This window comes from Halolamina pelagica (assembly GCF_900115675.1).
Classification (GTDB): domain Archaea; phylum Halobacteriota; class Halobacteria; order Halobacteriales; family Haloferacaceae; genus Halolamina; species Halolamina pelagica.
Genome location: NZ_FOXI01000003.1, coordinates 53,202 through 73,199 on the forward strand (window position 1 = coordinate 53,202; position 19,998 = coordinate 73,199).

Consider the following 19,998-nt stretch of genomic DNA (forward strand, 5'->3'; position numbering starts at 1 on the left):
GTTGTCAGACCAGCGGCGCGACCAGCTCCCGCCCGGCGTCGAGCACCGCTTGGACCCGCGATCCCGTCGACGCCTCGGCGTAGACCCGGAGCTTGGGCTCGGTCCCGGAGGGGCGGACCAGCAGCCACGAGCCGTCCTCACAGAGCAGTTTGAACCCGTCGACGGTGACGGTGCGCTCGACGGGCACTCCCGCCACCTCGTCGGGGATCACGTCCTCCAGGTCGTCGAGCACGCGCGACTTCTCCGAGTCGGGGCAGTCGAGGCTGATCTTGTCGGCGACGATGCCCCCGTGTTCGGTCTCCAGCCGCGAGATGCGGTCGTCGTAGGACTCCTCGGCCTCGACGGCGCAGGCCAGCAGCGCCATCAGCACGCCGTCCTTCTCCCGGACGTGGCCGCGGATCGAGAACCCGCCGGACTCCTCGCCGGCCATGAGCGCGTCGTGCTCGCCCATCGCGTCGGCGACCCACTTGAACCCGACCGCGGTCTCGATCACGTCCTCGCCGTGGGCCTCCGCGATCCGGTCGATCAGGAACGTCGTCGAGACGGTCCGGACCGCCGGGCCGGACGCCCTCCCCAGCAGCGCGTCGTACGTCGCCGCGAAGAAGCGGTTCTCGCCGAGGTAGCCCTCGGGCGTCGCGACGGCGATGCGGTCGGCGTCGCCGTCGTTGGCGATCCCGATGTCGGCCTCGCCGTCGACGACGCGGTCGACCAGCGCGTGGAGGTTCGATTCGGACGGCTCGGGCGCGCCGCCGCCGAACTCGGGGTCCGCCTCACAGCGCAGGCGCTGAACCTCCGCGCCCGCGGCTTCGAGCACCTCGTCGGTCACGCCCCGGCCCGAGCCGTGCATGGCGTCGTAGGCGACGGTGAGCCCGGAGAGATCCACTTCGCCGCCCTCGTCGGTTCCACCGACGCCGGCTCCCCCGTTGCCGGCGTCCGGTGCGAACCCGTAGGAGGCGACCAGCTCCTCGACCGCCGCCGAGTGCGGGCCGATCAGGTCGTCGCGGGTGACGCTCCCGCGCTCGCTCTCGGGTAGGGCCTCCGGCTCGCGGAGGTTCGCCTCGATGCGGTCGGTGACCGCGGGCATCGCCGGCGCGCCGTCGCCGGGGAAGTACTTGATCCCGTTGTACTCCGGGGGGTTGTGGGAGGCCGAGAGGATGACGGCGCCGGCGCAGTCGCGGTCGACGACGGTCCAGACCGCGGTGGGGGTCGGCACGTCGCGCTCGGGCAGGAGCACGTCGAACCCGTTGTCGGTCAGCACGTCGGCGACGCTCTCGGCGAAGCCGGGCGATGAGGGCCGGGCGTCGTAGCCCACGACGACGGGTCCCTCGGCGCCCTCCTCGCGGAGGTAGTCGGCGACGCCCTGTGCGACGATGCGCACGCGGTCGTCGGTGAACGAGTCGAGCGTCGCCCGCCAGCCGTCCGTGCCGAACTGGATGGCTTCGGTTGGGTCGGTCATGCGCCCGGGTTGGTGGGTGGGAAAGAAAAAGGGGGCTGTCACGTCGCCGGCCGTTTCCGACTCGCTTTTCACCGCCTCGGCTATAGCCCGGATAATGACCCGAGTCGTGGCCGTCAGCGGCAGTCTCCGCGACGGCAGTTACACCAAGGCCGCCCTCCAGTACGCGCTCGACGCCGCCGGGACCGCGGGCGTCGAGACGGACCTGATCGACCTCGCGGCGGTCGACCTCCCGCTGTACGACCCCGACCGGCCGACGGCCGAGGCCGGCGACGCGGAGGAACTGCTCGCCCGCGTTCGCGCGGCCGACGGCGTGATCCTCGGGGCCCCCGTCTACCACAGCTCCTACTCCGCGGCGTTCCGGAACTTCCACGACTACTGCGGCTTCGACGAGTACGAGGAGACCGTCGTCGGCCTGCTGGTCGCCGCCGGCGGCGGCACGATCGCGGACACGCTCAACGACATGCGCAGCACCGTCCGGGGGGTCCACGGCTGGACGCTGCCGACGCAGGTGGGGCTGCGAAACGCCAGCGACCGGTTCGAACCACGGACGCGGGAGCCCGGCCCTGACGAGATCGGGTCGGACGCCGAGTACGCGTTCGTCGACGAGGACCTGCGGGCACGCACCTGCAAGCTCGGCTACCGCGTCGGCACGTACGCCACGCGTGCTCCCGAGTTCATGCGAATCGACGACGAACCCGACTGGTGAGGCCGGTCGACGCGCCGCTACTCACTCGTCCAGTTCCGGCTGCGCCGACTCTGCGACCAGTTGCTCCTTCTCGGTCCGTGAGAGCTGCTTGATCTCGTGTTCGCGTGACATCGCCGCCGATCTGGTCCCGAAGGACTCGACGTGGACCAGCTCCACCGGCGTTCGCCCGCGGGTGTACTTCGCGCCCTCGCCGGCGTCGTGTTCCGCGACGCGCCGGGCTACGTCGGTGGTGTAGCCCGTGTACAGCGTGTCGTCGGCACACGAGAGGACGTAGACGTAGTGCACGCGGGCACAAACACGGCCGAGCGCCTAAGCGGTCCGGTCCGGGTCGGCCGAAAGTGAGGATCGGGGAACCGGCGCGGCCGCGGACCACGCCGGGAATCGAGGCAGTTGGCTGACGATACCCCCCTCAGTGGGTTTCGGTACGGGTCCGGTCCCGTGCGACCTCCGCGATACCGGCGTTCGCAGCGCACGAGGGACAGGCGTCGAGCCGGCCCTCCTCGTCCGCGAACACACGGGCGAAGCGCTCGGAGACGTGTGACCCGCAATGGTCACAACGTGACATCTGGTTCACCGGTATCCACCGGTACCGGCACGCGGGGGTACGCCACCCACGGGTCAATAGGTTTGTGGGTATTCCTGGCACACGCAGGTGAAACGAACGGCACTGGGCCGACGCTGTCGGTTCTCTTCACCATTTGTCGGCTGCATCTCGGCTCGAGCGGCGACGCCAGCGGTTGCGCGACGGGCGGCGAGCTGGTTGCCGTGAACTCTCGCCCCGGGTCGCCACACGTAAAAGTCCCGAAATCGGCGCCTGGCGTGTCCCCTTCGGTCGATTTGGGAAATCTTATTAAGTGGCGTCCAGTAGCAGGAGACGCATATGTCCAACCTTATCGTCAAGGCCGCCGTCAAGGAGTACCTGGATGAGAAGAACGTCGCGTCGGACTTCTACGGTGCGCTGGACGAGGAAGTCGAGGAGCTGCTCGAGGACGCCGCCCGCCGTGCCGAGGAGAACGACCGGAAGACGGTCCAGCCGCGCGACCTTTAAATCCGGCCGTAGCCGTTCCCGCTTTTTCCGAACGAGCGCCGACCAGACACGTCACTCTCGACCGCTGCCGACGGGCTCAGTAGCGGGTCACGTCGACGCCGTCGTCGGTACCGACGTGGACCTCGTCGACGAGGTCGACGAACAGTCCGTGTTCGACGACGCCGGGCGTCGCCGACAGCGTCCGCGCGAGCCCGCTCGGGTCGCCGATCATGCCGAACTCGCAGTCGAGCACGAGGTTCCCGTTGTCGGTGACGACGGGGCCGTCCTTCCGCTCGGCGGCCCGCAGTGTCGGGTCGCCGCCGGCCGACCGGACGGCGTCGGCGACCGGGACGCGAGCGTCGGGGAGCACTTCGACCGGAACGGGCTGTGAGAGCTGTTCGGACTCCTTCGTGGGATCGGCGACGACGACGAACCGCTCGGCGGCGCTGTCGACCAGTTTCTCCCGCGCGTGGGCGGCGCCGCCGCCCTTGATCAGCGCGCCGTCGGCCGCCACCTCGTCGGCGCCGTCGATGGCCACGTCGGGGTCGGTTTCGTCGAGGCTGGTCAGCGGGATCCCGACCTCCCGGGCCAGTTCGCGGGACTGGAAGGAGGTAGGGATCCCCCGCACGTCGAGGCCGGCGTCGACGCGTTCGCCCAGTTCGCGGACGGCGTGGGCGGCCGTGCTGCCCGTCCCGAGGCCGACCACGTCGCCGCCCTCGGGGATGTCGGCCGCCGACTCGCCCGCGCGCCGCTTCGCGTCCTCGCCGCCGCCGGTCTGCTTCATGGAGCGGGGTTCGACTCGGGGGGAAAAAGGTGCGTCGGCGTCCGGGCGGAGGTTGTCAGTCTCCGATACCGACCACGGCGACCCGCCCGTCGTCGAACGAGACGGCCCCCTCGCCACCTTCTGCGACGACCGTCAGCGGCGCCGGCACCGCTGGCCGATCGGTCGGGAACCAGTTCCGGCCCGGCGCGGCGAGGACGAACGCGCCGTCGTCGCCGCCGAGGTACGCGAACCCCTCGGCCGGCGAGCCGTCGATCCCGAACATCGACGTGAGCGCTGCAGCGGCCGCGGGAACGTCGTCGACGACGATGCCGATCTCGCCGATATCGAGCAGCGAGTCGGGACCGAACTGGTCGGCCGAGTTCCGGCCGACTGGCCTCGAACGCCCGTCGCGTGCGAGGAGTTCGAGCACGTTCCCCGCGGGGTCGGCGGCGTAGACGGCCGTGGCGTCGAGGGAGTCGTAGCGAAAGCGCGCCCGTCCGTCGTCGGCCAGCAGGTCGGCGCGGGCACCCAGCCAGTCCGCGGCGCGGTCGATACTGCCACCGGGGACGGAGAACGCGACGTGATAGGTCGGGTCGATGTCGGGCGCTGCCGGTCGGAACTCCACCGCGGATGCGCCGATCGCGACGACGAACCCCTCGGCGGTGTCGCTCACGGGGAGTCCGAGCCGCTCGGCGTAGAACTGGCGGAGGGTTTCGGGCTCGGCGGTCGCGAGCGTGACGTGCCGGAGGCGCATCACTCCAGCCGGTCCAACACCGCTTCGGGCTCGTACGCCAGCGAGAGCGAGCGCGAGCGCCCGCGACCCTCCACGTCGGCGTACTCGGTCTCGAGCACGCCGAGCTGTTCGAGCTTCTTGACGATCTCCGAGTAGCGCGTGTAGCCGAGGTCCGTCTCCTGGTGGAAGGCCTCGTACACGTCGCCGGCCTGCTCGCCGGCGTGTTCGGCGACGACGCGGACGAGCGCGCGCTCGGACTCCGAGAGCTCCCGGAGGCTGCGCGCGAGGTGGACGTACTTCGAGCGCTCGTAGGCGTCCTCGATGTCCTCCTCGGAGACGGTGCGGGAGCCCCGCATCTCGGCGTTGAGGCCGGCCCGGCGCAGGAGGTCGATCCCGACCCGGAGGTCGCCGCTCTCGGCGGTGAGTTCGGCGACGCGGTCGAGCTCCGGCGCCGAGAGCACGCCCTCGTGGAACCCCCGCTCGACGCGCTCCCGGAGGATGTCGACGATCTCGGGGGCGTCGTACGGCGGGAAGTAGATGTCCTCCGGGCGGAACACGCTCTGGACCCGGGAGTCGAGCTCGTCCATCACCGACAGCGAGAGGTCCGAGGAGACGACGACGACGCCGATCCGCGCGCCGGCGTGGGTCTCGTGGGCCCGGAGGAGGGAGTACATCGTGTCGGAGGCCTCGTTCTCGTAGAACAGATAGTTCACGTCGTCGAGCGCGACGATCAGGACCTCGTCCTCCTCGACGAGCCGGTCGGTCACCTGCTCGAACAGCTTCTTGAACGAGACGCCGGAGGAGGGCGGTTCGTAGTCGAAGACGCTCTGGAACAGCCGCGAGAACACCGCGTACCGGGTGGAGTCGACCTGGCAGTTGACCCGGACGGTGCGGACGTTCGGCGCCTCGACGCCGAGTTCGCCGAACAGCTTCTGGACCGCCGTGGTCTTGCCCGTGCCGGGCGGGCCGCGGATCACGGTGTTGAGCGGGCGGGAGCCCCGGACGGCCGGCCGGAGCGCGTACTTGAGGCTCTCGAGCTGGCTCTCGCGGTGTTTGAACGTCTCGGGGACGTAGTCGACCTCGAAGACGGACTCGTCGCGGAACACCGACTCGTCCCAGGAGAGCATGCCGTCGGGGTCCCCGGTCATGGCTGAGTGTGTCGGCGGTGACCACTTAACGGTTTACGAGGAGTGGGTGCGGTGTTTGGACTGTGTGGCCCGACCAAAAGCGCTCCTCGCTCCCGTTGGTCGCTCGTCGGCCCGCGCTCACTACGTTCGCGCGGTGAGAAATCGGTGTCCAGTAGTCCGGCTCAGGCAAGCGGCGTCCGCTCGACCACGGTCCCGTCGTAGTTCGGGTACTGTTCGACGATCTCGCCGTCGTTGACGTCGCCGTCCTCGATCATCTCCTCCAGCAGCCACCACGCCACCTCGACGTGGTCGGACTTCACCGTGTAGTACTCCTCGGGCACGCCGAGTTCCTCGAAGCGCGCCGGGTCGGCGTAGCTCTTGCCGTACACCAGCGTCCCGTCGTCGGTCACGTCGTCGAACTCCCGGCGGACGTTCCGGGCCATGCGCTTCAGCCGCCGACGGTGCTGGGCGGCGTCTTTGAACACCGAGGTGCAGAAGTACACCTTCTCGTGGTCGCCCATCACGTCGAGGATGTCGCCGCGGCTGTCCTCGACGGCGCTCATGTGCCCTTCCTTGCGTTCGAAGCCCTCCTCCTGCATCCGGCGGTAGTTGCCGTCGGACATCTCGAACTCGTTGATGTTGCAGAAGTCGGCGGCGCCCTCGTCGATGAACTCCATGAACTCCGGTTCGGGCCGGATGCCGGGGATCTCGAACGCCGGGGTCAGCCCCTCCTCGCGGGCGATGTAGAGGATCTCCTCCCACTCGGTGCCGTGCATGTCGCCCCAGAGTTCCAGCGGCGGGTGGAAGCGGATCTCGTCCAGTCCGGCCTCCGCGAGCCGGCGCATGTTCTCCCGGCCGCCGGTGATGCCGGTGTAGAGGTGGATGTGGTGGTCCTCGCCGAACTCGTCCTTCAGCAGTTCGATGTAGTGGCAGGTGCGTTCGAGCACCTCCTGGGGCTCGCCCCCGGTGATGGAGGAGCCCAGCGCGTCCATCTTCTTCGCCTCCGCGATCACGTCCTCGTCGCTCTCGACGGGCCGCTCGTTGGCGTACACCTGCTCGACGTTCTTCCGGTTCTCGCCGAGGGGACAGTAGAAACAGTCCCGCTGGTCACAGTAGCCGTAGACGAACATCACCATCTTGCCGCCCTTGGCGCACTGTTCACAGCCCTTCGAGATCATCAGTTACCAGTGCTACCCAGCCGAGCCCCAAAAACCGCACGATACGGCCGTGTGCCGCCGTCTCACGGACTCACGCCGACGCCGGCGCAGCCTCACGACTCGGCGCGGAACCGGACCTCGATCCCGTCCGGGCCCGTGACGGCGACGGCGCCGTCGACGGTGGTCGACCCGTACTGGCTCGCCTCGAGTCGGTCCCGGAGCGCGTCGAACGCGTCGGCGTCCGGGAGCACGACCTCGAACCAGGCGAGCCCGGTCCCCGACGCCGGCTCGGAGCGGCGGTGCCACGTGTTCGCACCGAGGTGGTGGTGGTAGCCGCCGGCGGAGACGAACCGCGCGTCCCGCATCGTCGTCTGGCGCTCGAAGCCGACCGCGTCGACGTAGAACTCGGCGAACGCGTCGAGCGAACTCACTTCGAGGTGGACGTGCCCCACGTCAGTGCCGTCCGGGAGCCCCGACGCTCCCCCGGCGGCGCGCGCCACGGCGTCGAGGTCGAGCGGGTCCGTCCCCATCTCGACGCGCCCGTCGTCGGTGTGGGGCCACTCCGAACGCGGGAAGTCCCGGTAGACCTCGACGCCGTTGTCCTCCGGATCCGCGAGGTACAGCGCCTCGCTGACGCGGTGGTCCGAGGCGCCGTCCAACTGCCAGCGGTCCTGGATCCGCGCTAGCGCGTCGCCCAGCGCCGCGCGCGAGGGCACCCTGAAGGCGGTGTGGAACAGCCCGGCGCTCTGCGGGGGTCGAGGCGACACCTCGGCGGCCGCGTCGAGGACGAGCAGCGGCGCGTCCGCGACGCCGAGGACCGCCCGCGACGACGACTCCGAGAGCGGCTCCAACCCCACGACGTCCCGGTAGAACGCGGTCATCTCCCCGAGGTCGTCGACCTGAAGCGCGGTTCGGCCGATACGTGTTGCCGCCGGGAGGCGGTCCGTGTCGGGTCCCATCGGTATCAGTTACTGCGACTGTTCGGCTCGGCGCCGTATATCGCTGCGGGAACAGGAGCCGACCGCCGCGGCCGGATGGTTCTCCCCTCAGCCCTTCAGCGCGTACCAGAGCATCGGCGCCGCGAACAGCATCGAGAACGATCCGGCGGACACCGCCACGAGCACCCTGCCGTCGCCGGCGTCGCCGAGCAGTAGCCAGAGCGCCGGTCCCATCGCCAGCACACCGAGCCCGAACAGCGCGACGGCGCCGCCGAACAGTAGCAAGGCGGCGGCCCCAAGCGGCGCCAGTAACCCGTAGGAGAGGAGGTGAAGTCAGCGGTTCGTCTCGGGCGTGACTGTCCACGAGAGCGATCCGAGGCTGTCGATGGAGGGCTGGTCGGGGACGGGGTCCCGGCACATAGATCAACATCGCTGGCAGCGGTCTTGAACGTTCACTTACCAAACGTTGATTGGCTGGCGCTCCGACGCCGCCCGTATGGTCCCGCAGCCCTCCACCGACCGAGCGACGCCGGCGATGGGTCGGCGCCGGTTTCTCACCACTGGCCTCGCCGCCGCCAGCCTCGCCGGCGTCCCGGTCGTCGGCGCGCAGTCCGATCCGGAGCCACCGGGCGTGGTCCAGCGCCGGACGTACGAGAACCTCCGCGTCACCGGAACCGCCGAGGCTCACGGCGGGGGGCGGATTTTGGTCGGTCGGGAGTGGCCCCGCCCCGACCCGGACGATCCGGTCCGGATCGCGCTCGCCGACGCCGGCGGCGCGATTCGCCAGCGCGCAACGGTCACGCCCGAACTCCCGGAGGAGCCCCACGCTGCCCCGGATGTCGTCCGAACCGACGACGGCTACGCCGTCGCTGCCGGCCCGTGGCTGGCACGCCTCGATTCGGACCTCTCGCTGCGAACGACCGGGAAACACGCGGGAGACATCGGCGCCGCACGCGGGACGACACTCGTCTCGACCGACGACGGCTTCGTCGCCGGGTTCACCGAGTGGCTCCCGAACGCGTTCTGGACGTGGCTGGTCAGCTTTGACGCCGACGGGCAGTACCGCTGGCACCGGGAAGTCAACACCAACGGCTCACAGACACTCGATTTCCTCCTCCCGAACGGCGACGGCGCCGTCGTCGCCGGCGGGACGTTCCCGTGGCTGAGCGAGTTCGGCGCCGACGGTGCGTCCCGACAGATTGAGCTGCCGGACGACCTGCCTGATGGCGTGCTGACCGCCGGTATTCGGGACGGCGATGGGGTTATTCTCTGTAGCGGTACGGACGCCGCACGACTCGACGCCGCGTACGAAATCGACTGGACACGGGAGTACGACGCGCTCGGGGACGAGTACGCGGAGGACATCATGCCGACCGACGACGGCGGGTTCCTGTTCCGGACGACGCTGGTCGATGAGGGTGACTTTACGCTCGCCAAGGCGGACGCCGAGGGCGAACTCCAGTGGCACCACTCCTATCGGGTCGAAACGGAGAACCCGGCGGAGATTCACACGCTGGCCGAGGTGTCCGCGGGCGAGTATCTGCTCGGCGGCGGCGCGAACCTCTCGGCCGACGGCTGGGCACTCGTGTTCTCCGACGCGCAGACGCCGACGCCGGCCTCGACTGCGACACGAACTTCGACGCCGACAGCAACGGAGCGGACTATTTCGACGCCGACTCCCACGCAGACGACTGCGGCGTCAACGACGACCGGATCCGGATTCGGTACCGTCGCTGCCGTGGCGGCGCTGGCCGGGACGCTCGTGGCCGCGCTTCGGCGGGCCGATGACTGATCGACCCCCGAAAACAGATATGCCCCCGCTGTCTACACACGACTAATGCTGTTGGTCCTCGCAGTCGACCTCGACGACGACCTCGGTCGCAAGACCGGGATCTCCACGCCCGTGCTGGGCCGGGAGAACGTCGAGGACGCCGCCACGCGGCTCGCGACCGCCGATCCCGAGGACTCCGACGTGAACGTGCTGTTCCAGGCGATCCACACCCGCGACCAGCTCGAACGCGAGGACGAGGAGGTCGCGGTCGCCGCCGTCACGGGCGTCGACGGCAGCGACGTGAAGGCCAACCGTGCCGTGGGTGAGGAGGTCGACACCGTGCTCGCGGCGCTCTCGACCGGCGAGAACGTGCGTGCGATCGTCATCACCGACGGCGCACAGGACGAGTCGGTCCTCCCGGTGATCCGCTCCCGCGTGCCCATCGACGGCCTGCGACGGGTCGTCGTCCGACAGGCCCAGGACTTGGAGTCGATCTACTACACGATCAAGCAGGTGCTGGGCGACAAGGAGACCCGCGGCACCCTGCTGGTCCCGCTCGGCGTCCTCCTGCTCGTCTACCCGATGGTGCTGATCGCCAACGCGTTCGACGTGGCGGGCGTCTCCGTGCTGGGTGTGCTCTCCGGCGCCCTCGGCCTCTACACGCTGTTCCGCGGGCTCGGGCTGGAGGAGGCCATCGACGACGCCGCGGAGGACGCCCGCCAACTGCTGTACGCCGGCCGGGTGACGCTGATCACCTACGTCGTCGCCGCCGCGCTGGTCGCCATCGGCGGCTGGCAGGGGTACCAGGCGGTGACCGCCGACGCATCGAACCTGTCGCTGCCGACCCAGACCGCCGTCTTCGTCCACGCCGCGGTGAGCTGGGTCGCCGCGGCCGGGGTGACCTCCAGCCTCGGGCAGGTCACCGACGAGTACCTCGACGGCGCGTTCCGCTGGCGCTACCTCAACGCCCCCTTCTACGTGCTCGCGATCAGCATCGTCCTCGACGCGGTCTCGGGCTTCTTCCTCCCCGGCGAGGGGGCGATGGCGATGACTGACCTCGCGCTCGCGCTGACGGCCGGGACGCTGCTCGGCGTGCTGAGTACGCTCACGTTCGCCATCGCGGAGAACCGGTTCCCGGCGAGCGCGGAGGCGGCCTGACCGGCGGCGCGGGGCGGTCCCCTACCGCTCCCGGCTGACGACGTACTCCGCCAGCTGTTCGAGGTACTCCCGGGCTTCGCCGTTCTCGACGGTCGCGGTCGCCAGCGCGTCGAGCGCGCGGTCGGACTCCGCCGTCGCCCGCCTGTCGGCCTCCTCGGCGGTGAGGTCGGTCACCTGGATCAGCGACGGGCGGTCCATCTCCTCGTCCTGGCCGGCGGGCTTACCCAAGTCCGCGGCGTCGGCGGTGGCGTCCAACACGTCGTCGCGCATCTGGAACGCGACGCCGACGCGCTCGGCGTACTCGCCCATCGACTCGACCGTGAACCCGTCGGCGCCGGCGGCGATGGCGCCGACCTCGGCGGCGGCACGGAACAGCGCGCCCGTCTTCCGCCGGGCGAGCTCCATGTACTCGGCCTCGTTCTCGGGCTCGGCGACCAGTTCGGTCGCCTCGCCCTCGCCGAGTTCGACCATCGCCTCGGCGACCACGGTCATCGCGTGCTCGTTCGCCGAAAAGAGCGCGAACGCCTCGCCCAGCAGGCCGTCGCTGGCGACGATGGCCGGGCCGTAGCCGTACTCCGCCCACGCGCTGGGGTTGCCTCGCCGGAGCTCCGAGCGGTCGATGATGTCGTCGACGACCAGCGAGGCGTTGTGGACCAGTTCGATCCCGACGGCGAAGTCGACGGCGTCCTCGGGGTCGCCGCCGGCGGCCTCGCAGGCCAGCAGCGTGACGGCGGGCCGGACGCGCTTCCCCCCAGAGAGCGTGACGTGTGACAGTCGCTCGGCCAGCGCGGGTGGCTCCACGGACTCGACGAGCGTCGACAGGCGCTCGTCGACGAGTTCCACCCGGCGGTCGAGCGTCTCCATTACCGTCGTATCGGGGCGGTTCACCCAAGTACGTGACGATAGCCGCCGGTCTCGCCCCTCTCGAAAAACCGCAGCATTATGCCCCGCGCGCCCGAAGCGCCGCCAATGGGAGTTCTGGAGGACAAAGCGCGGGCTCGCACCTTCTACAAGTATCTCTCGCGGGTGTACGACACCGTCAACCCGCTGGTCTGGAACGAGGAGATGCGCGACGAGGCGCTTTCCCGGACCGGGATCGAAGGGGGCGACCGCGTGCTCGACGTGGGCTGTGGCACCGGCTTCGGCACCGAGGGGCTGCTCCAGTACACCGACGACGTACACGGGCTCGACCAGAGCGTCCACCAACTGGAGAAAGCCTGGGCGAAGTTCGGGAAGACCGACCGGGTGAAGTTCTACCGCGGCGACGCCGAGCGCCTCCCCTTCGCCGCCGACAGCTTCGACCACTACTGGTCCTCCGGGTCGATCGAGTACTGGCCCAACCCCGTCGACGCCATCGAGGAGGCCCGCCGCGTCACCAAGCCGGGCGGCACCGTCCTCATCGTGGGTCCCGACGAGCCGAGCAACAGCCTGTTCCACAGGATCGCCGACGCCATCATGCTGTTCTACGACGCGGACGAGGCCGACCGGATGTTCAGCGAGGCCGGCTTCCCCGAGCGCGAGCACGTCGTGATGCAGGCAAACCCCGGGAGCCCGCGGGCGATCGTCACGATCGCAACCGTCCCCGAGGAGTAGCCTCGCGAGTCCCCGCCCCCCCTCACTCGTCGATGCGCGTCGAGAGCGACGCGAACCGGTGGTCGCCGTAGAGCAGGTCGACCGTCAGCCGCGCGCCCGCCTCGGGGGCGGGCTCGTTCGTCCCCGCGACCCGGAGCGTCGTCGTCTCCCCGACGGTCCACTCGTCGTCGGTCTCGGGGTTGAACGCGCCCCCCGGGCCGCCGTGGAACCCCTCGGCGGCGAAGAACGGCACCGGCGGCTGGTGGGCGAGCGGCTCGCCGTTCACGCTGATCTCGACCCGGAGCGCGTGCACGTCGACGGCGTCGCCGCCCTCGTGGGAGAGCGTGATGCGGTCGCCCTCGGCCGCCACGTCGAACGACGCCGTCGGCGGTGAGACCCCGAGTGCGGCGGCTTGGCCGAACAGGACGGTGCCGAGAACGACGGCGACAGCGACGGTGATCCCGACGAGAACCACCGCGCCGAGCGCCGGGGAGACGGCGCGGTCCGAGTCGGTCGGTGCGGGGATGGCGTCGGTGGGGAGCACGCCGGGGTTGGTCGCGCTCCCCTACTTCAACTCTCGGTCAGCCTTCGATCTCCGGCGGCTCGGTCGCGTTCGTCTCGACGTAGGCCGCCGTCGTCTCGTCGCCGACCGCGAGGACGGTGTAGCTCCCCCGCGGGGAGACCGCCCAGATCGTGCCGTCGTCGCCGGTTCGGCCGATCTCGGTGCGTTCGGCCTGGCCCTGACTCAGCGTGACCGCGAGGTCGATCGGCTCGCCCGACTCGGCGTCGGTGACGGTGATCCGCAGCGGCCCGCCGGGGTAGGTGCGGTTCACGCTGACGTTGATCCCGTTGATCGTGTTCGACGCGACCGAGTCCGACCGGTACTGTTCGAGCGAGAAGCGCTGATACTCCTTGAACACGCGCTCGGAGCCGCTGTCGACGAACGCGGTCAGCGAGCGGCCGCCCCCGGAGACCGTGACGATGTTGGTCGTCCCGGAGGTCGTCGCCGAGGGATCCCCGTACCGGAAGATATCGGGGTAGCTCTCCCGGGTCACGTTGACTGCCTCGCTCGGCTCCATCGTCGCACCGTTGTCCCCGGACTTGACTGCACCGCGGAACGCCTCGCGGTGGTAGTAGCCGTCGTCGACGGTCGCCAGTTCGTACCCCTCGGGGCCGGTGGTCACGAAGAACTGTGTCGGGTCGTCGACGCCCCGAACCGCGTCGACCGCGCGCTCACGGACGGGCCCGCCGAACGTGCGGAGCTCGTACCGGATCTCGGTCGGCCGGGAGAGGCTGAACCCGTCGATCCCGTCGGCGAGTTCCGTGAGTCTGACCATCCGGGCCTCGAGCGCGTCGGCTTTCGCGGAGACGGTCGCCAGCTCGATCACGAACTCCTCGGCGGTCAGTTCGCCGGCGTTGAACGCGCGGATGGCCTCCTCCTGGCGGTCGCGTAGCGTGATGATCTCGGTCTCGACGGTCGAGGACGCCTGGATGATGCGACGACTGCGTTCGCTCTCGTCCTCGGCCGCGCGGATGTACTCGACTACTGCGGCGGTCTCGACCTCGACGGCGGTGACGTTGCCGTTGAACTCCGCCGCCGGACCCAGGTTCAGCGTCGCGCCGTCGACTTCGCTCCGCTGGACGGCACCGTCGGGCACCACGAGCACCCGGGTCTGGTTGCTCCGGTTGAACTCTCCCTCAACCTGTGCCGGCGTGGTCGTGGCGACGGTGTCGCGGGTCTGGAGGCTGTCCGTCGGCGCCGCCGGCGGGGCGCCGGCCGCGCCGATACCCGCCGGCACGGCGAGAGCCAGGGAGAGGGCGAGTGCGGCGATGATCGCGAGGGACCTCATCAGCGATACCTACCGGGGCCTCTCCCTTAAAACTCGCCGGAGCGCCCCGGAGGGGTGATAGAAAGCGTTTTGCCCGGGCGCTGTCACGCTGGGAACATGCGGTACGTCGTCGTCGCCCTCCTGTTAGTCAGCGCACTCTCGGGCGTAGGGGTGGCCCAGGAGTCGCCCGACGTCGCTGCAGCGACGACGACGTTCGACGTTGACCTCCGGGCCGACGGCGACGCGGACTGGACGGTCCGGACGACGATCCCGTTCGACACCGAGGACGAACGGGCGGGGTTCCGGACGTTTGCCGAGGAGTTCGAGGACGGTGAGGCGGCGGCCTCACCGGGGATCGCCTTCTTCGAGTCGGCCGCCGGGGCGGCGTCGACGGCGGCCGATCGGGAGATGTCGATCACGGGCGTCGAGCGTGACTACACCGTGGGCAACGCTTCCGGCACGCTGGTGCTCCACTTCCAGTGGACGAACTTCCTCGACCCCACCGGGGACGGCTACGAGCTCAGCGACGCGCTGCTGACCGAGGACGGGACGTGGCTCCGTTCCCTGGAGTCCGGCCAGGAGGTCCGGATCCGAACGCCGCCGGGCTACGAGATCCAGCGCAGCATCGAGGCCCGACAGGAGAACGACTCGCTGGTCGTCACCGGCCCCGAGTCGTTCGATCCCGAGGAGTTCTCGGTCACCTACGCCGCCGAGGAGAGCCCGGGCGAGTCGCCCGACGGTCCCGTCGACCCCGACGAGGGGGTCGACGCGCTCGCCGCGGCGCTGCTCGGCCTGCTGTTCCTGGTCGTACTCGTGCTGGCAGTGTGGCGCTGGCGCGGTGACGAGCCGATCGCCGCGGACGGCGACGACTCGTCGCCGACGGAGCCCCCGGTTACCGACGCGGACGAGTCCGACGAGGACGAGGGTGGCGTCGACCCCGAACTCCTCTCGGACGAGGAGCGCGTCGAGGCGCTGGTCGAGGCCAACGGTGGCCGGATGCGGCAGGCGGATATCGTCGCGGAGACCGACTGGTCGGACGCGAAAGTCTCTCAGCTGCTCTCCCGGATGGCCGAGGAGGGTCGCGTCGAGAAGCTCCGACTGGGTCGGGAGAACGTCATCTCGCTCCCCGACGACGAGGGCGAGGAGTAGGGTCCCTTCGCGGGCTCATCCGCGTGAAGGCATAGCGAAAGGATTTACCCCCAGCCACGGGAATTTCGTGCCGATGAAGGTTCTGGTAACCGTCAAGGAGGTGGCAGCCGTCGAGGACGACTTCGAGATCGACGGGCTATCCATCGACGATCGGTACCTCGAGTACGACCTCAACGAGTGGGACGACTACGCCGTGGAGGCGGCGGTCCAGATCGCCGAGGCCGCCGACGAGGACGTCGAAGTCGTCGCCGCCACCATCGGCCCCGAGCGCAGCGAGGAAACCATCCGGATGGCGCTGGCGAAGGGGGCCGACCGCGCGGTCCGTGTCTGGGACGACGCCATCGCCGACCAGACCCTGCTCGACGTGAACGCGAAGGCGAGCGTGTTCGAGCAGGTGGTCGCCGAGGAAGAGCCCGATCTGGTGCTGACGGGCGTGCAGGCCGCCGACGACGCCCTCGGCGCCACCGGCGTCGCGCTGGCCAACCGCGTGGGCTACCAGTGGGCGGCGGTCGTCAACGACCTCGACTACGCGGCGGGCGACGACGTCGCCACGGTTCGGCGCGAACTCGAGGGCGGCGTCGAGGAGATCACCGAGGTCGACCTCCCGGCCGTGCTATCGATCCAGACCGGGATCAACGAGCCCCGCTACGCCAGCCTCCGCGGGATCCGACAGGCCCAGCAGAAGGAGATCGCGCCCCACGACCTGAGCGACCTCGGCCTCGACGCCGAAACCGTCGACGGCGCGCTCGAACTGACCGACATGTACGAACCCGAGAGCGAGTCCGACGCGACCATCTTCGAGGGCGGCGCCGAGGAGACCGCCACGGAGTTGGCCAACGTCCTGCGGGACAAGGGGGTGGTCGGCGAATGAGCGACGTGCTGTTCGTCGCGGAACACCGCCGCGGCGACCTGCGCGACGTGAGCTACGAGGGGATCACCGCGGGCCGCGAACTGGCCGACGCGCTCGGGGGCGACCTCCACGTCGCCGTGATCTCCGGCTCCGTCGAGGCGTTCGCGGAGTCGCTGAACACGCCGGCGGTCGACGCCATCCACACTGTCGAGGCCGGCGAGGAGTTCGACCACGACACGTACGCGGCCGCGACCGAGGCACTCCACGCCGAGCTCGACCCGGCCGCACTGCTGCTCCCGAACTCGGTCAACGGGCTGGACTACGCCCCCGCAGTCGCCGACTCGCTGGGGCTGCCCTACGCGAGCGACGCCGTCGACGTCGCGTACGACGACGGGCTGACCGTCACCCGCGAGATGTACGGCTCGAAGGTGGAGACCACCGTCGACGTGGCCGGCGACCAGTTCGTCGTCAGCATCCGGAGCGGCGAGTGGCCGGCGGCGAGCGGGGCCGGCGAGGCGTCGCTCGAGGCGTTCGAGTTCGACGCCGACTCGGTCGACGACGGCGCCCGAGTGCAGGGGTACGAGGAGGTCGGCAGCGGCGACGTGGACATCTCCGAGGCCGACTTCCTGGTCTCGATCGGCCGCGGGATCGAGGAGGAGGAGAACCTCGACCTGATCCGTGACCTGTGTGACGCGACCGGGGCGACGCTGTCCTCGTCGCGGCCGATCGTCGACAACGGCTGGCTGCCGAAGAACCGACAGGTCGGGCAGTCCGGGAAGCAGGTGACGCCGGACGTGTACCTCGCGATCGGGATCTCCGGCGCGGTCCAGCACGTCGCCGGGATGAAGGGCGCGGAGACGATCATCGCGATCAACACCGACCCGAACGCGCCGATCTTCGACATCGCGGACTACGGGATCGTCGGCGACCTGTTCGACGTGGTGCCGGCGCTGATCGAGGAGTTCGAGTAGAACCTTTTGCTGCGGGCCCCGGAGGGCCCTGGCAAAAGCCTTCCTCGCTGCCGTCGGTCGCTCGTCGGCCCGCTCGCTCGGGCGTCGCCCTCGCTCGCGGTGACCAGTCGGTGACCGGACCGCTTCGCCGCGGTGACCACCTGTCGACCGCGAACCGTTCGACGCCCCGGAACCGGCCTGATCCACCGCTCGCTTTCGCAAACACCTTATACGGCCCGGAAAAACCACGAACTGATCAGCTAATGCCCAGACCGGAAGTTCTTGATCGGATCAAGGAGGCGGAGGCCGACGCCGACGAGATCATCGAGGAGGCTCGCCGGGAGAAGGAGGAGCGGATCGCCGAGGCCCGGGACGAGGCCACCGAGATCCGTGAGACGGCCGAACGGGAGGCCGACGAACTCGAAGAAGAGCGCCTCGCGGAGGCCCGCGAGGAGATCGAGCGGGAGAAAGCGGAGATCCTCGAGGAGGGCGAGAAAGAGCGCGAAGCCCTGACCGAGGCGGCCGAAGAGAACGTCGAGGAGGCCGTGGAGTACGCGGTCGACCAGTTCGAGGAGGCGGTGCATGCTCAGGCCTAAACGGATGAGCAAGCTCTCGGTGGCCGGCTCCAAGCGGGTGATGGGGTCGGCTATCGAGGTCGTCCACGACGCCAACGTCCTCGACGTCTCCGAGTACGACGGCTCGTGGGACGGGTTCGAGCCGGGCGATCCGGAGGCCGAAGCCGAACAGGCCTCCGAGAAGCTCGTGACCGTCCGCTCGATCAAGAGCATGCTCGACATCGACGCCGAGTCGGTCGAGACCGACCGCTCCATCTCCGAGGAGGAACTGGCCACGACGCTCCCCGAGATCCAGGACCGCGTGAACGAGCTCGACGACGAGCGCGACGCGCTCCGGAACGAGCTCCGGGGTGTCGAGGAGCGGCTCGACGCCGCACGGCCGTTCGTCGACCTCGGGATCGACATGAACCTGCTCTCGGGCTACGACAGCCTCGAAGTCGCGGTCGGGCGGGGCGACGCGGACTCCGTCGAGCACGAACTGCTCGAGGCCGACGGCGTCCGCCAGTACGAGATCTTCACCGGCGACGACGTGCTCGCGGTGTTCGTCTACCCCAGCGAGCACGCCGAGGACGTGCTCGACGAGGCGCTCGTCGGCGCCGCGTTCACGGGCATCGACGTGCCCGACGCCGAGGTCGCGCCCGAGTCCTACGTCCGCGAACTCGAGAGCGAGAAGGACCGCATCGAGTCCGAGATCGAGGAGGTCGAGGCCGAAATCGCCGAGTTCGAGCGCGAGCACGCCGAGTTCCTGCTGGCCGCCGAGGAGCACCTCTCGATTCAGGTTCAGAAGGCCGAGGCGCCGCTCTCCTTCGCCACGACGAAGAACACGTTCGTCGCGGAGGGATGGATCCCGACCGAGGAGTACGAGCGAGTCAACGCCGCGCTGAAGGAGGCGCTCGGCGACCGGATCGAGGTCGAGGAGGTCGAACGCGCCGCGTTCAAGTCCGACGGCGAGGCCGTCCACGAGCAGGGCGAAGCCGTCGCCGACGGCGGCACCACGATCGGCTCGGACCAACCGCCGGTCGTGCAGGACAACAACGGGCTGGTCCAGCCCTTCGAGGTGCTGGTCGAGGCGATCGGTCGGCCCAACTACAAGGAGTTCGACCCGACGGCCCTGCTGTTCCTGACGTTCCCGGTGTTCTTCGGGTTCATGATCGGCGACGTCGGTTACGGGCTCGTGTACACCGCCATCGGCGGCTTCCTCTACACGCAGTACGACAGTCCCGGCTTCAAGAGCATGGGCGGCGTGACGATCGCGGCGGGGCTGGCGACGGTCGTGTTCGGTTTCCTCTACGGCGAGATATTCGGCCTCCACACCGTCAGCGAGGTCGTCTGGGGTGGTCACGCACCGCTGCACAAGGGGCTCATCCCCGAGTACAGCTACTGGGTGCCCGCGTGGATCCTGGTGAGCGCCATGGCCGCGCTGGTCCACCTCAACCTCGGCTACGTGCTGGGCTTCTTCGAGGAGCTCCAGTTCCACGGGCTCGAGGAGGCGGTCACGGAGAAGCTCTCGTGGATCTTCGCCATGAACGGCCTCTGGATCTTCATCGCTAGCAAGTGGTTCCAGGGCTCGAAGCCCGGGTTCATCTTCACGGTGTTCGATAGCGGCCCCGAGGCCGCCTTCGAACTCGGCTTCAGCGGCTTCCCCGTGATCGTCGGGCAGGCCGGGATCGGCCTGTTCCTGCTGGGAGCCGTGCTGCTGTTCCTCGGCGCGCCCGCCGAGGTCGTCGAGATCTTCGACGCGCTGGTGAACGTGCTCTCCTACGCCCGACTGGCGGCGGTGCTGCTGGCGAAGGCGGGGATGGCCTTCGCGGTCAACCTGTTCTTCTTCGGCGTCGCCGTCACCGGCGAGGGCGAGGAGGCGTCGTGGCACTTCATGACCGGCAAGGCCTACGAGGTCGGCGACATGTACCACGGTCACGAGGTGACCGAGGTGCTGTTCGGCGGCCTGATGCACGGCGGGGTCGCCTCGCTGCTCGGCGGGATCCTCGTGCTCGTGCTCGGCCACATGCTGGTGCTCGCGCTGGGTGTCACCAGCGCCGGCCTGCAGGCGGTGCGTCTCGAGTACTACGAGTTCTTCTCGAAGTTCTTCGACGGCGGCGGCCGCGAGTACGAGCCGTTCGGCTACGAGCGCGTCCACAGCCGCGAGGAGTAGCGGGCCGCTCGGTTTTTCCTTCGCGCTTCGATCAGTCCCGGTGAGCGACGACGCCGTCCCGATTCTCTCCCCACGTGTGTGCCGG

Annotated in this window: 22 protein-coding genes; 10 read left to right on the forward strand and 12 right to left on the reverse strand. The window is 69.6% G+C overall.

Annotated elements, in window-relative coordinates; genetic code table 11:
* Window positions 1-4: 4 nt before the first annotated feature.
* Entirely contained in the window at window positions 5-1,456 is a 1,452-nt protein-coding gene (locus BMZ83_RS04940; RefSeq protein WP_074876288.1) for a phosphoglucomutase/phosphomannomutase family protein, read from the reverse strand.
* Window positions 1,457-1,550: 94 nt separating this feature from the next.
* On the opposite strand from BMZ83_RS04940, the gene BMZ83_RS04945 reads away from it, so the two are divergent.
* Complete coding sequence (locus BMZ83_RS04945; RefSeq protein ID WP_079990113.1) at window positions 1,551-2,162, forward strand: NADPH-dependent FMN reductase; 612 nt, start codon at window positions 1,551-1,553, stop codon at window positions 2,160-2,162.
* 21 nt (window positions 2,163-2,183) lie between these two features.
* Here BMZ83_RS04945 and BMZ83_RS04950 read toward each other — a convergent pair whose 3' ends face one another.
* Both BMZ83_RS04950 and BMZ83_RS17515 read right to left on the reverse strand, forming a co-directional pair.
* Entirely contained in the window at window positions 2,184-2,447 is a 264-nt protein-coding gene (locus BMZ83_RS04950; RefSeq protein WP_074876290.1) for a GIY-YIG nuclease family protein, read from the reverse strand.
* A gap of 124 nt (window positions 2,448-2,571) precedes the next feature.
* A complete protein-coding gene (locus BMZ83_RS17515; RefSeq protein WP_176330522.1) occupies window positions 2,572-2,727 on the reverse strand; it encodes a DUF7563 family protein in 156 nt (51 codons plus the stop codon).
* Between the two features lie 315 nt (window positions 2,728-3,042).
* Between BMZ83_RS17515 and BMZ83_RS04955 the strand changes: the two genes are divergently transcribed.
* A complete protein-coding gene (locus BMZ83_RS04955; RefSeq protein WP_049981520.1) occupies window positions 3,043-3,210 on the forward strand; it encodes a DNA-binding protein in 168 nt (55 codons plus the stop codon).
* Window positions 3,211-3,286: 76 nt separating this feature from the next.
* Here BMZ83_RS04955 and rpiA read toward each other — a convergent pair whose 3' ends face one another.
* From rpiA to BMZ83_RS16760, 6 genes are all read right to left on the reverse strand, one after another.
* Window positions 3,287-3,973 (reverse strand): ribose-5-phosphate isomerase RpiA, encoded by a 687-nt coding sequence (gene rpiA, locus BMZ83_RS04960; RefSeq protein ID WP_074876292.1) that lies wholly within the window; start codon window positions 3,971-3,973, stop codon window positions 3,287-3,289.
* 55 nt (window positions 3,974-4,028) lie between these two features.
* A complete protein-coding gene (locus BMZ83_RS04965; RefSeq protein ID WP_074876295.1) occupies window positions 4,029-4,706 on the reverse strand; it encodes a VOC family protein in 678 nt (225 codons plus the stop codon).
* Complete coding sequence (locus tag BMZ83_RS04970; RefSeq protein WP_074876296.1) at window positions 4,706-5,833, reverse strand: ORC1-type DNA replication protein; 1,128 nt, start codon at window positions 5,831-5,833, stop codon at window positions 4,706-4,708. The genes BMZ83_RS04965 and BMZ83_RS04970 overlap by 1 nt, the downstream gene beginning before the upstream one ends.
* Window positions 5,834-5,994: 161 nt before the next feature.
* The gene (locus tag BMZ83_RS04975) at window positions 5,995-6,990 is read right to left on the reverse strand and encodes a radical SAM protein (protein ID WP_074876298.1); all 996 of its coding nucleotides are present in this window, start codon (window positions 6,988-6,990) and stop codon (window positions 5,995-5,997) included.
* Window positions 6,991-7,082: 92 nt separating this feature from the next.
* Entirely contained in the window at window positions 7,083-7,928 is an 846-nt protein-coding gene (locus BMZ83_RS04980) for a VOC family protein (RefSeq protein WP_074876300.1), read from the reverse strand.
* A gap of 87 nt (window positions 7,929-8,015) precedes the next feature.
* A complete protein-coding gene (locus BMZ83_RS16760) occupies window positions 8,016-8,192 on the reverse strand; it encodes a hypothetical protein (RefSeq protein ID WP_166623206.1) in 177 nt (58 codons plus the stop codon).
* Window positions 8,193-8,403: 211 nt separating this feature from the next.
* Here BMZ83_RS16760 and BMZ83_RS04985 point away from each other — a divergent pair, with 211 nt between their 5' ends.
* Window positions 8,404-9,699 (forward strand): hypothetical protein, encoded by a 1,296-nt coding sequence (locus BMZ83_RS04985; RefSeq protein WP_074876302.1) that lies wholly within the window; start codon window positions 8,404-8,406, stop codon window positions 9,697-9,699.
* 45 nt (window positions 9,700-9,744) lie between these two features.
* Window positions 9,745-10,836: a DUF373 family protein gene (locus BMZ83_RS04990; RefSeq protein ID WP_074876304.1), complete on the forward strand. Its 1,092-nt coding sequence runs from the start codon at window positions 9,745-9,747 to the stop codon at window positions 10,834-10,836.
* A 21-nt stretch (window positions 10,837-10,857) separates the two neighbouring features.
* On the opposite strand, the gene BMZ83_RS04995 is transcribed toward BMZ83_RS04990, so the two are convergent.
* Window positions 10,858-11,700, reverse strand: a complete 843-nt coding sequence (locus tag BMZ83_RS04995; protein WP_074876306.1) for a polyprenyl synthetase family protein — start codon at window positions 11,698-11,700, stop codon at window positions 10,858-10,860.
* A 105-nt stretch (window positions 11,701-11,805) separates the two neighbouring features.
* Between BMZ83_RS04995 and BMZ83_RS05000 the strand changes: the two genes are divergently transcribed.
* The gene (locus BMZ83_RS05000) at window positions 11,806-12,429 is read left to right on the forward strand and encodes a methyltransferase domain-containing protein (RefSeq protein ID WP_074876308.1); all 624 of its coding nucleotides are present in this window, start codon (window positions 11,806-11,808) and stop codon (window positions 12,427-12,429) included.
* A gap of 22 nt (window positions 12,430-12,451) precedes the next feature.
* On the opposite strand, the gene BMZ83_RS05005 is transcribed toward BMZ83_RS05000, so the two are convergent.
* On the reverse strand, window positions 12,452-12,952 hold the full coding sequence (locus BMZ83_RS05005; protein ID WP_245748685.1) for a type IV pilin: 501 nt from the start codon (window positions 12,950-12,952) through the stop codon (window positions 12,452-12,454).
* 37 nt (window positions 12,953-12,989) lie between these two features.
* The gene (locus tag BMZ83_RS05010) at window positions 12,990-14,258 is read right to left on the reverse strand and encodes a DUF7096 domain-containing protein (RefSeq protein ID WP_074876310.1); all 1,269 of its coding nucleotides are present in this window, start codon (window positions 14,256-14,258) and stop codon (window positions 12,990-12,992) included.
* 96 nt (window positions 14,259-14,354) lie between these two features.
* Between BMZ83_RS05010 and BMZ83_RS05015 the strand changes: the two genes are divergently transcribed.
* The 5 genes from BMZ83_RS05015 to BMZ83_RS05035 all read left to right on the forward strand — a co-directional run bounded on the left by BMZ83_RS05015 (window position 14,355) and on the right by BMZ83_RS05035 (window position 19,913).
* Window positions 14,355-15,386 (forward strand): helix-turn-helix transcriptional regulator, encoded by a 1,032-nt coding sequence (locus BMZ83_RS05015; protein WP_074876312.1) that lies wholly within the window; start codon window positions 14,355-14,357, stop codon window positions 15,384-15,386.
* Between the two features lie 73 nt (window positions 15,387-15,459).
* Window positions 15,460-16,257, forward strand: a complete 798-nt coding sequence (locus BMZ83_RS05020; protein ID WP_074876314.1) for an electron transfer flavoprotein subunit beta/FixA family protein — start codon at window positions 15,460-15,462, stop codon at window positions 16,255-16,257.
* Window positions 16,254-17,207, forward strand: a complete 954-nt coding sequence (locus BMZ83_RS05025) for an electron transfer flavoprotein subunit alpha/FixB family protein (RefSeq protein WP_074876316.1) — start codon at window positions 16,254-16,256, stop codon at window positions 17,205-17,207. Before BMZ83_RS05020 ends, BMZ83_RS05025 begins: the two co-directional genes overlap by 4 nt.
* Window positions 17,208-17,449: 242 nt before the next feature.
* Window positions 17,450-17,782, forward strand: coding sequence for an ATP synthase archaeal subunit H (gene ahaH / locus BMZ83_RS05030; RefSeq protein ID WP_074876318.1), 333 nt, complete (start codon window positions 17,450-17,452; stop codon window positions 17,780-17,782).
* A complete protein-coding gene (locus BMZ83_RS05035; RefSeq protein ID WP_074876320.1) occupies window positions 17,769-19,913 on the forward strand; it encodes a V-type ATP synthase subunit I in 2,145 nt (714 codons plus the stop codon). The genes ahaH and BMZ83_RS05035 overlap by 14 nt, the downstream gene beginning before the upstream one ends.
* The last annotated feature ends 85 nt before the right edge of the window (window positions 19,914-19,998 follow it).

Excerpts from the sequence above, each read along its gene's own strand:
- BMZ83_RS04940 (WP_074876288.1), bottom strand. The coding sequence starts at position 1,456 with ATGACCGACCCAACCGAAGCCATCCAGTTCGGCACGGACGGCTGGCGG.
- BMZ83_RS04945 (WP_079990113.1), top strand. The coding sequence starts at position 1,551 with ATGACCCGAGTCGTGGCCGTCAGCGGCAGTCTCCGCGACGGCAGTTAC.
- BMZ83_RS17515 (WP_176330522.1), bottom strand. The coding sequence starts at position 2,727 with ATGTCACGTTGTGACCATTGCGGGTCACACGTCTCCGAGCGCTTCGCC.
- BMZ83_RS04955 (WP_049981520.1), top strand. The coding sequence starts at position 3,043 with ATGTCCAACCTTATCGTCAAGGCCGCCGTCAAGGAGTACCTGGATGAG.
- rpiA (WP_074876292.1), bottom strand. The coding sequence starts at position 3,973 with ATGAAGCAGACCGGCGGCGGCGAGGACGCGAAGCGGCGCGCGGGCGAG.
- BMZ83_RS04965 (WP_074876295.1), bottom strand. The coding sequence starts at position 4,706 with ATGCGCCTCCGGCACGTCACGCTCGCGACCGCCGAGCCCGAAACCCTC.
- BMZ83_RS04970 (WP_074876296.1), bottom strand. The coding sequence starts at position 5,833 with ATGACCGGGGACCCCGACGGCATGCTCTCCTGGGACGAGTCGGTGTTC.
- BMZ83_RS04975 (WP_074876298.1), bottom strand. The coding sequence starts at position 6,990 with ATGATCTCGAAGGGCTGTGAACAGTGCGCCAAGGGCGGCAAGATGGTG.
- BMZ83_RS04980 (WP_074876300.1), bottom strand. The coding sequence starts at position 7,928 with ATGGGACCCGACACGGACCGCCTCCCGGCGGCAACACGTATCGGCCGA.
- BMZ83_RS04985 (WP_074876302.1), top strand. The coding sequence starts at position 8,404 with ATGGTCCCGCAGCCCTCCACCGACCGAGCGACGCCGGCGATGGGTCGG.
- BMZ83_RS04990 (WP_074876304.1), top strand. The coding sequence starts at position 9,745 with ATGCTGTTGGTCCTCGCAGTCGACCTCGACGACGACCTCGGTCGCAAG.
- BMZ83_RS04995 (WP_074876306.1), bottom strand. The coding sequence starts at position 11,700 with ATGGAGACGCTCGACCGCCGGGTGGAACTCGTCGACGAGCGCCTGTCG.
- BMZ83_RS05000 (WP_074876308.1), top strand. The coding sequence starts at position 11,806 with ATGGGAGTTCTGGAGGACAAAGCGCGGGCTCGCACCTTCTACAAGTAT.
- BMZ83_RS05010 (WP_074876310.1), bottom strand. The coding sequence starts at position 14,258 with ATGAGGTCCCTCGCGATCATCGCCGCACTCGCCCTCTCCCTGGCTCTC.
- BMZ83_RS05015 (WP_074876312.1), top strand. The coding sequence starts at position 14,355 with ATGCGGTACGTCGTCGTCGCCCTCCTGTTAGTCAGCGCACTCTCGGGC.
- BMZ83_RS05020 (WP_074876314.1), top strand. The coding sequence starts at position 15,460 with ATGAAGGTTCTGGTAACCGTCAAGGAGGTGGCAGCCGTCGAGGACGAC.
- BMZ83_RS05025 (WP_074876316.1), top strand. The coding sequence starts at position 16,254 with ATGAGCGACGTGCTGTTCGTCGCGGAACACCGCCGCGGCGACCTGCGC.
- ahaH (WP_074876318.1), top strand. The coding sequence starts at position 17,450 with ATGCCCAGACCGGAAGTTCTTGATCGGATCAAGGAGGCGGAGGCCGAC.
- BMZ83_RS05035 (WP_074876320.1), top strand. The coding sequence starts at position 17,769 with ATGCTCAGGCCTAAACGGATGAGCAAGCTCTCGGTGGCCGGCTCCAAG.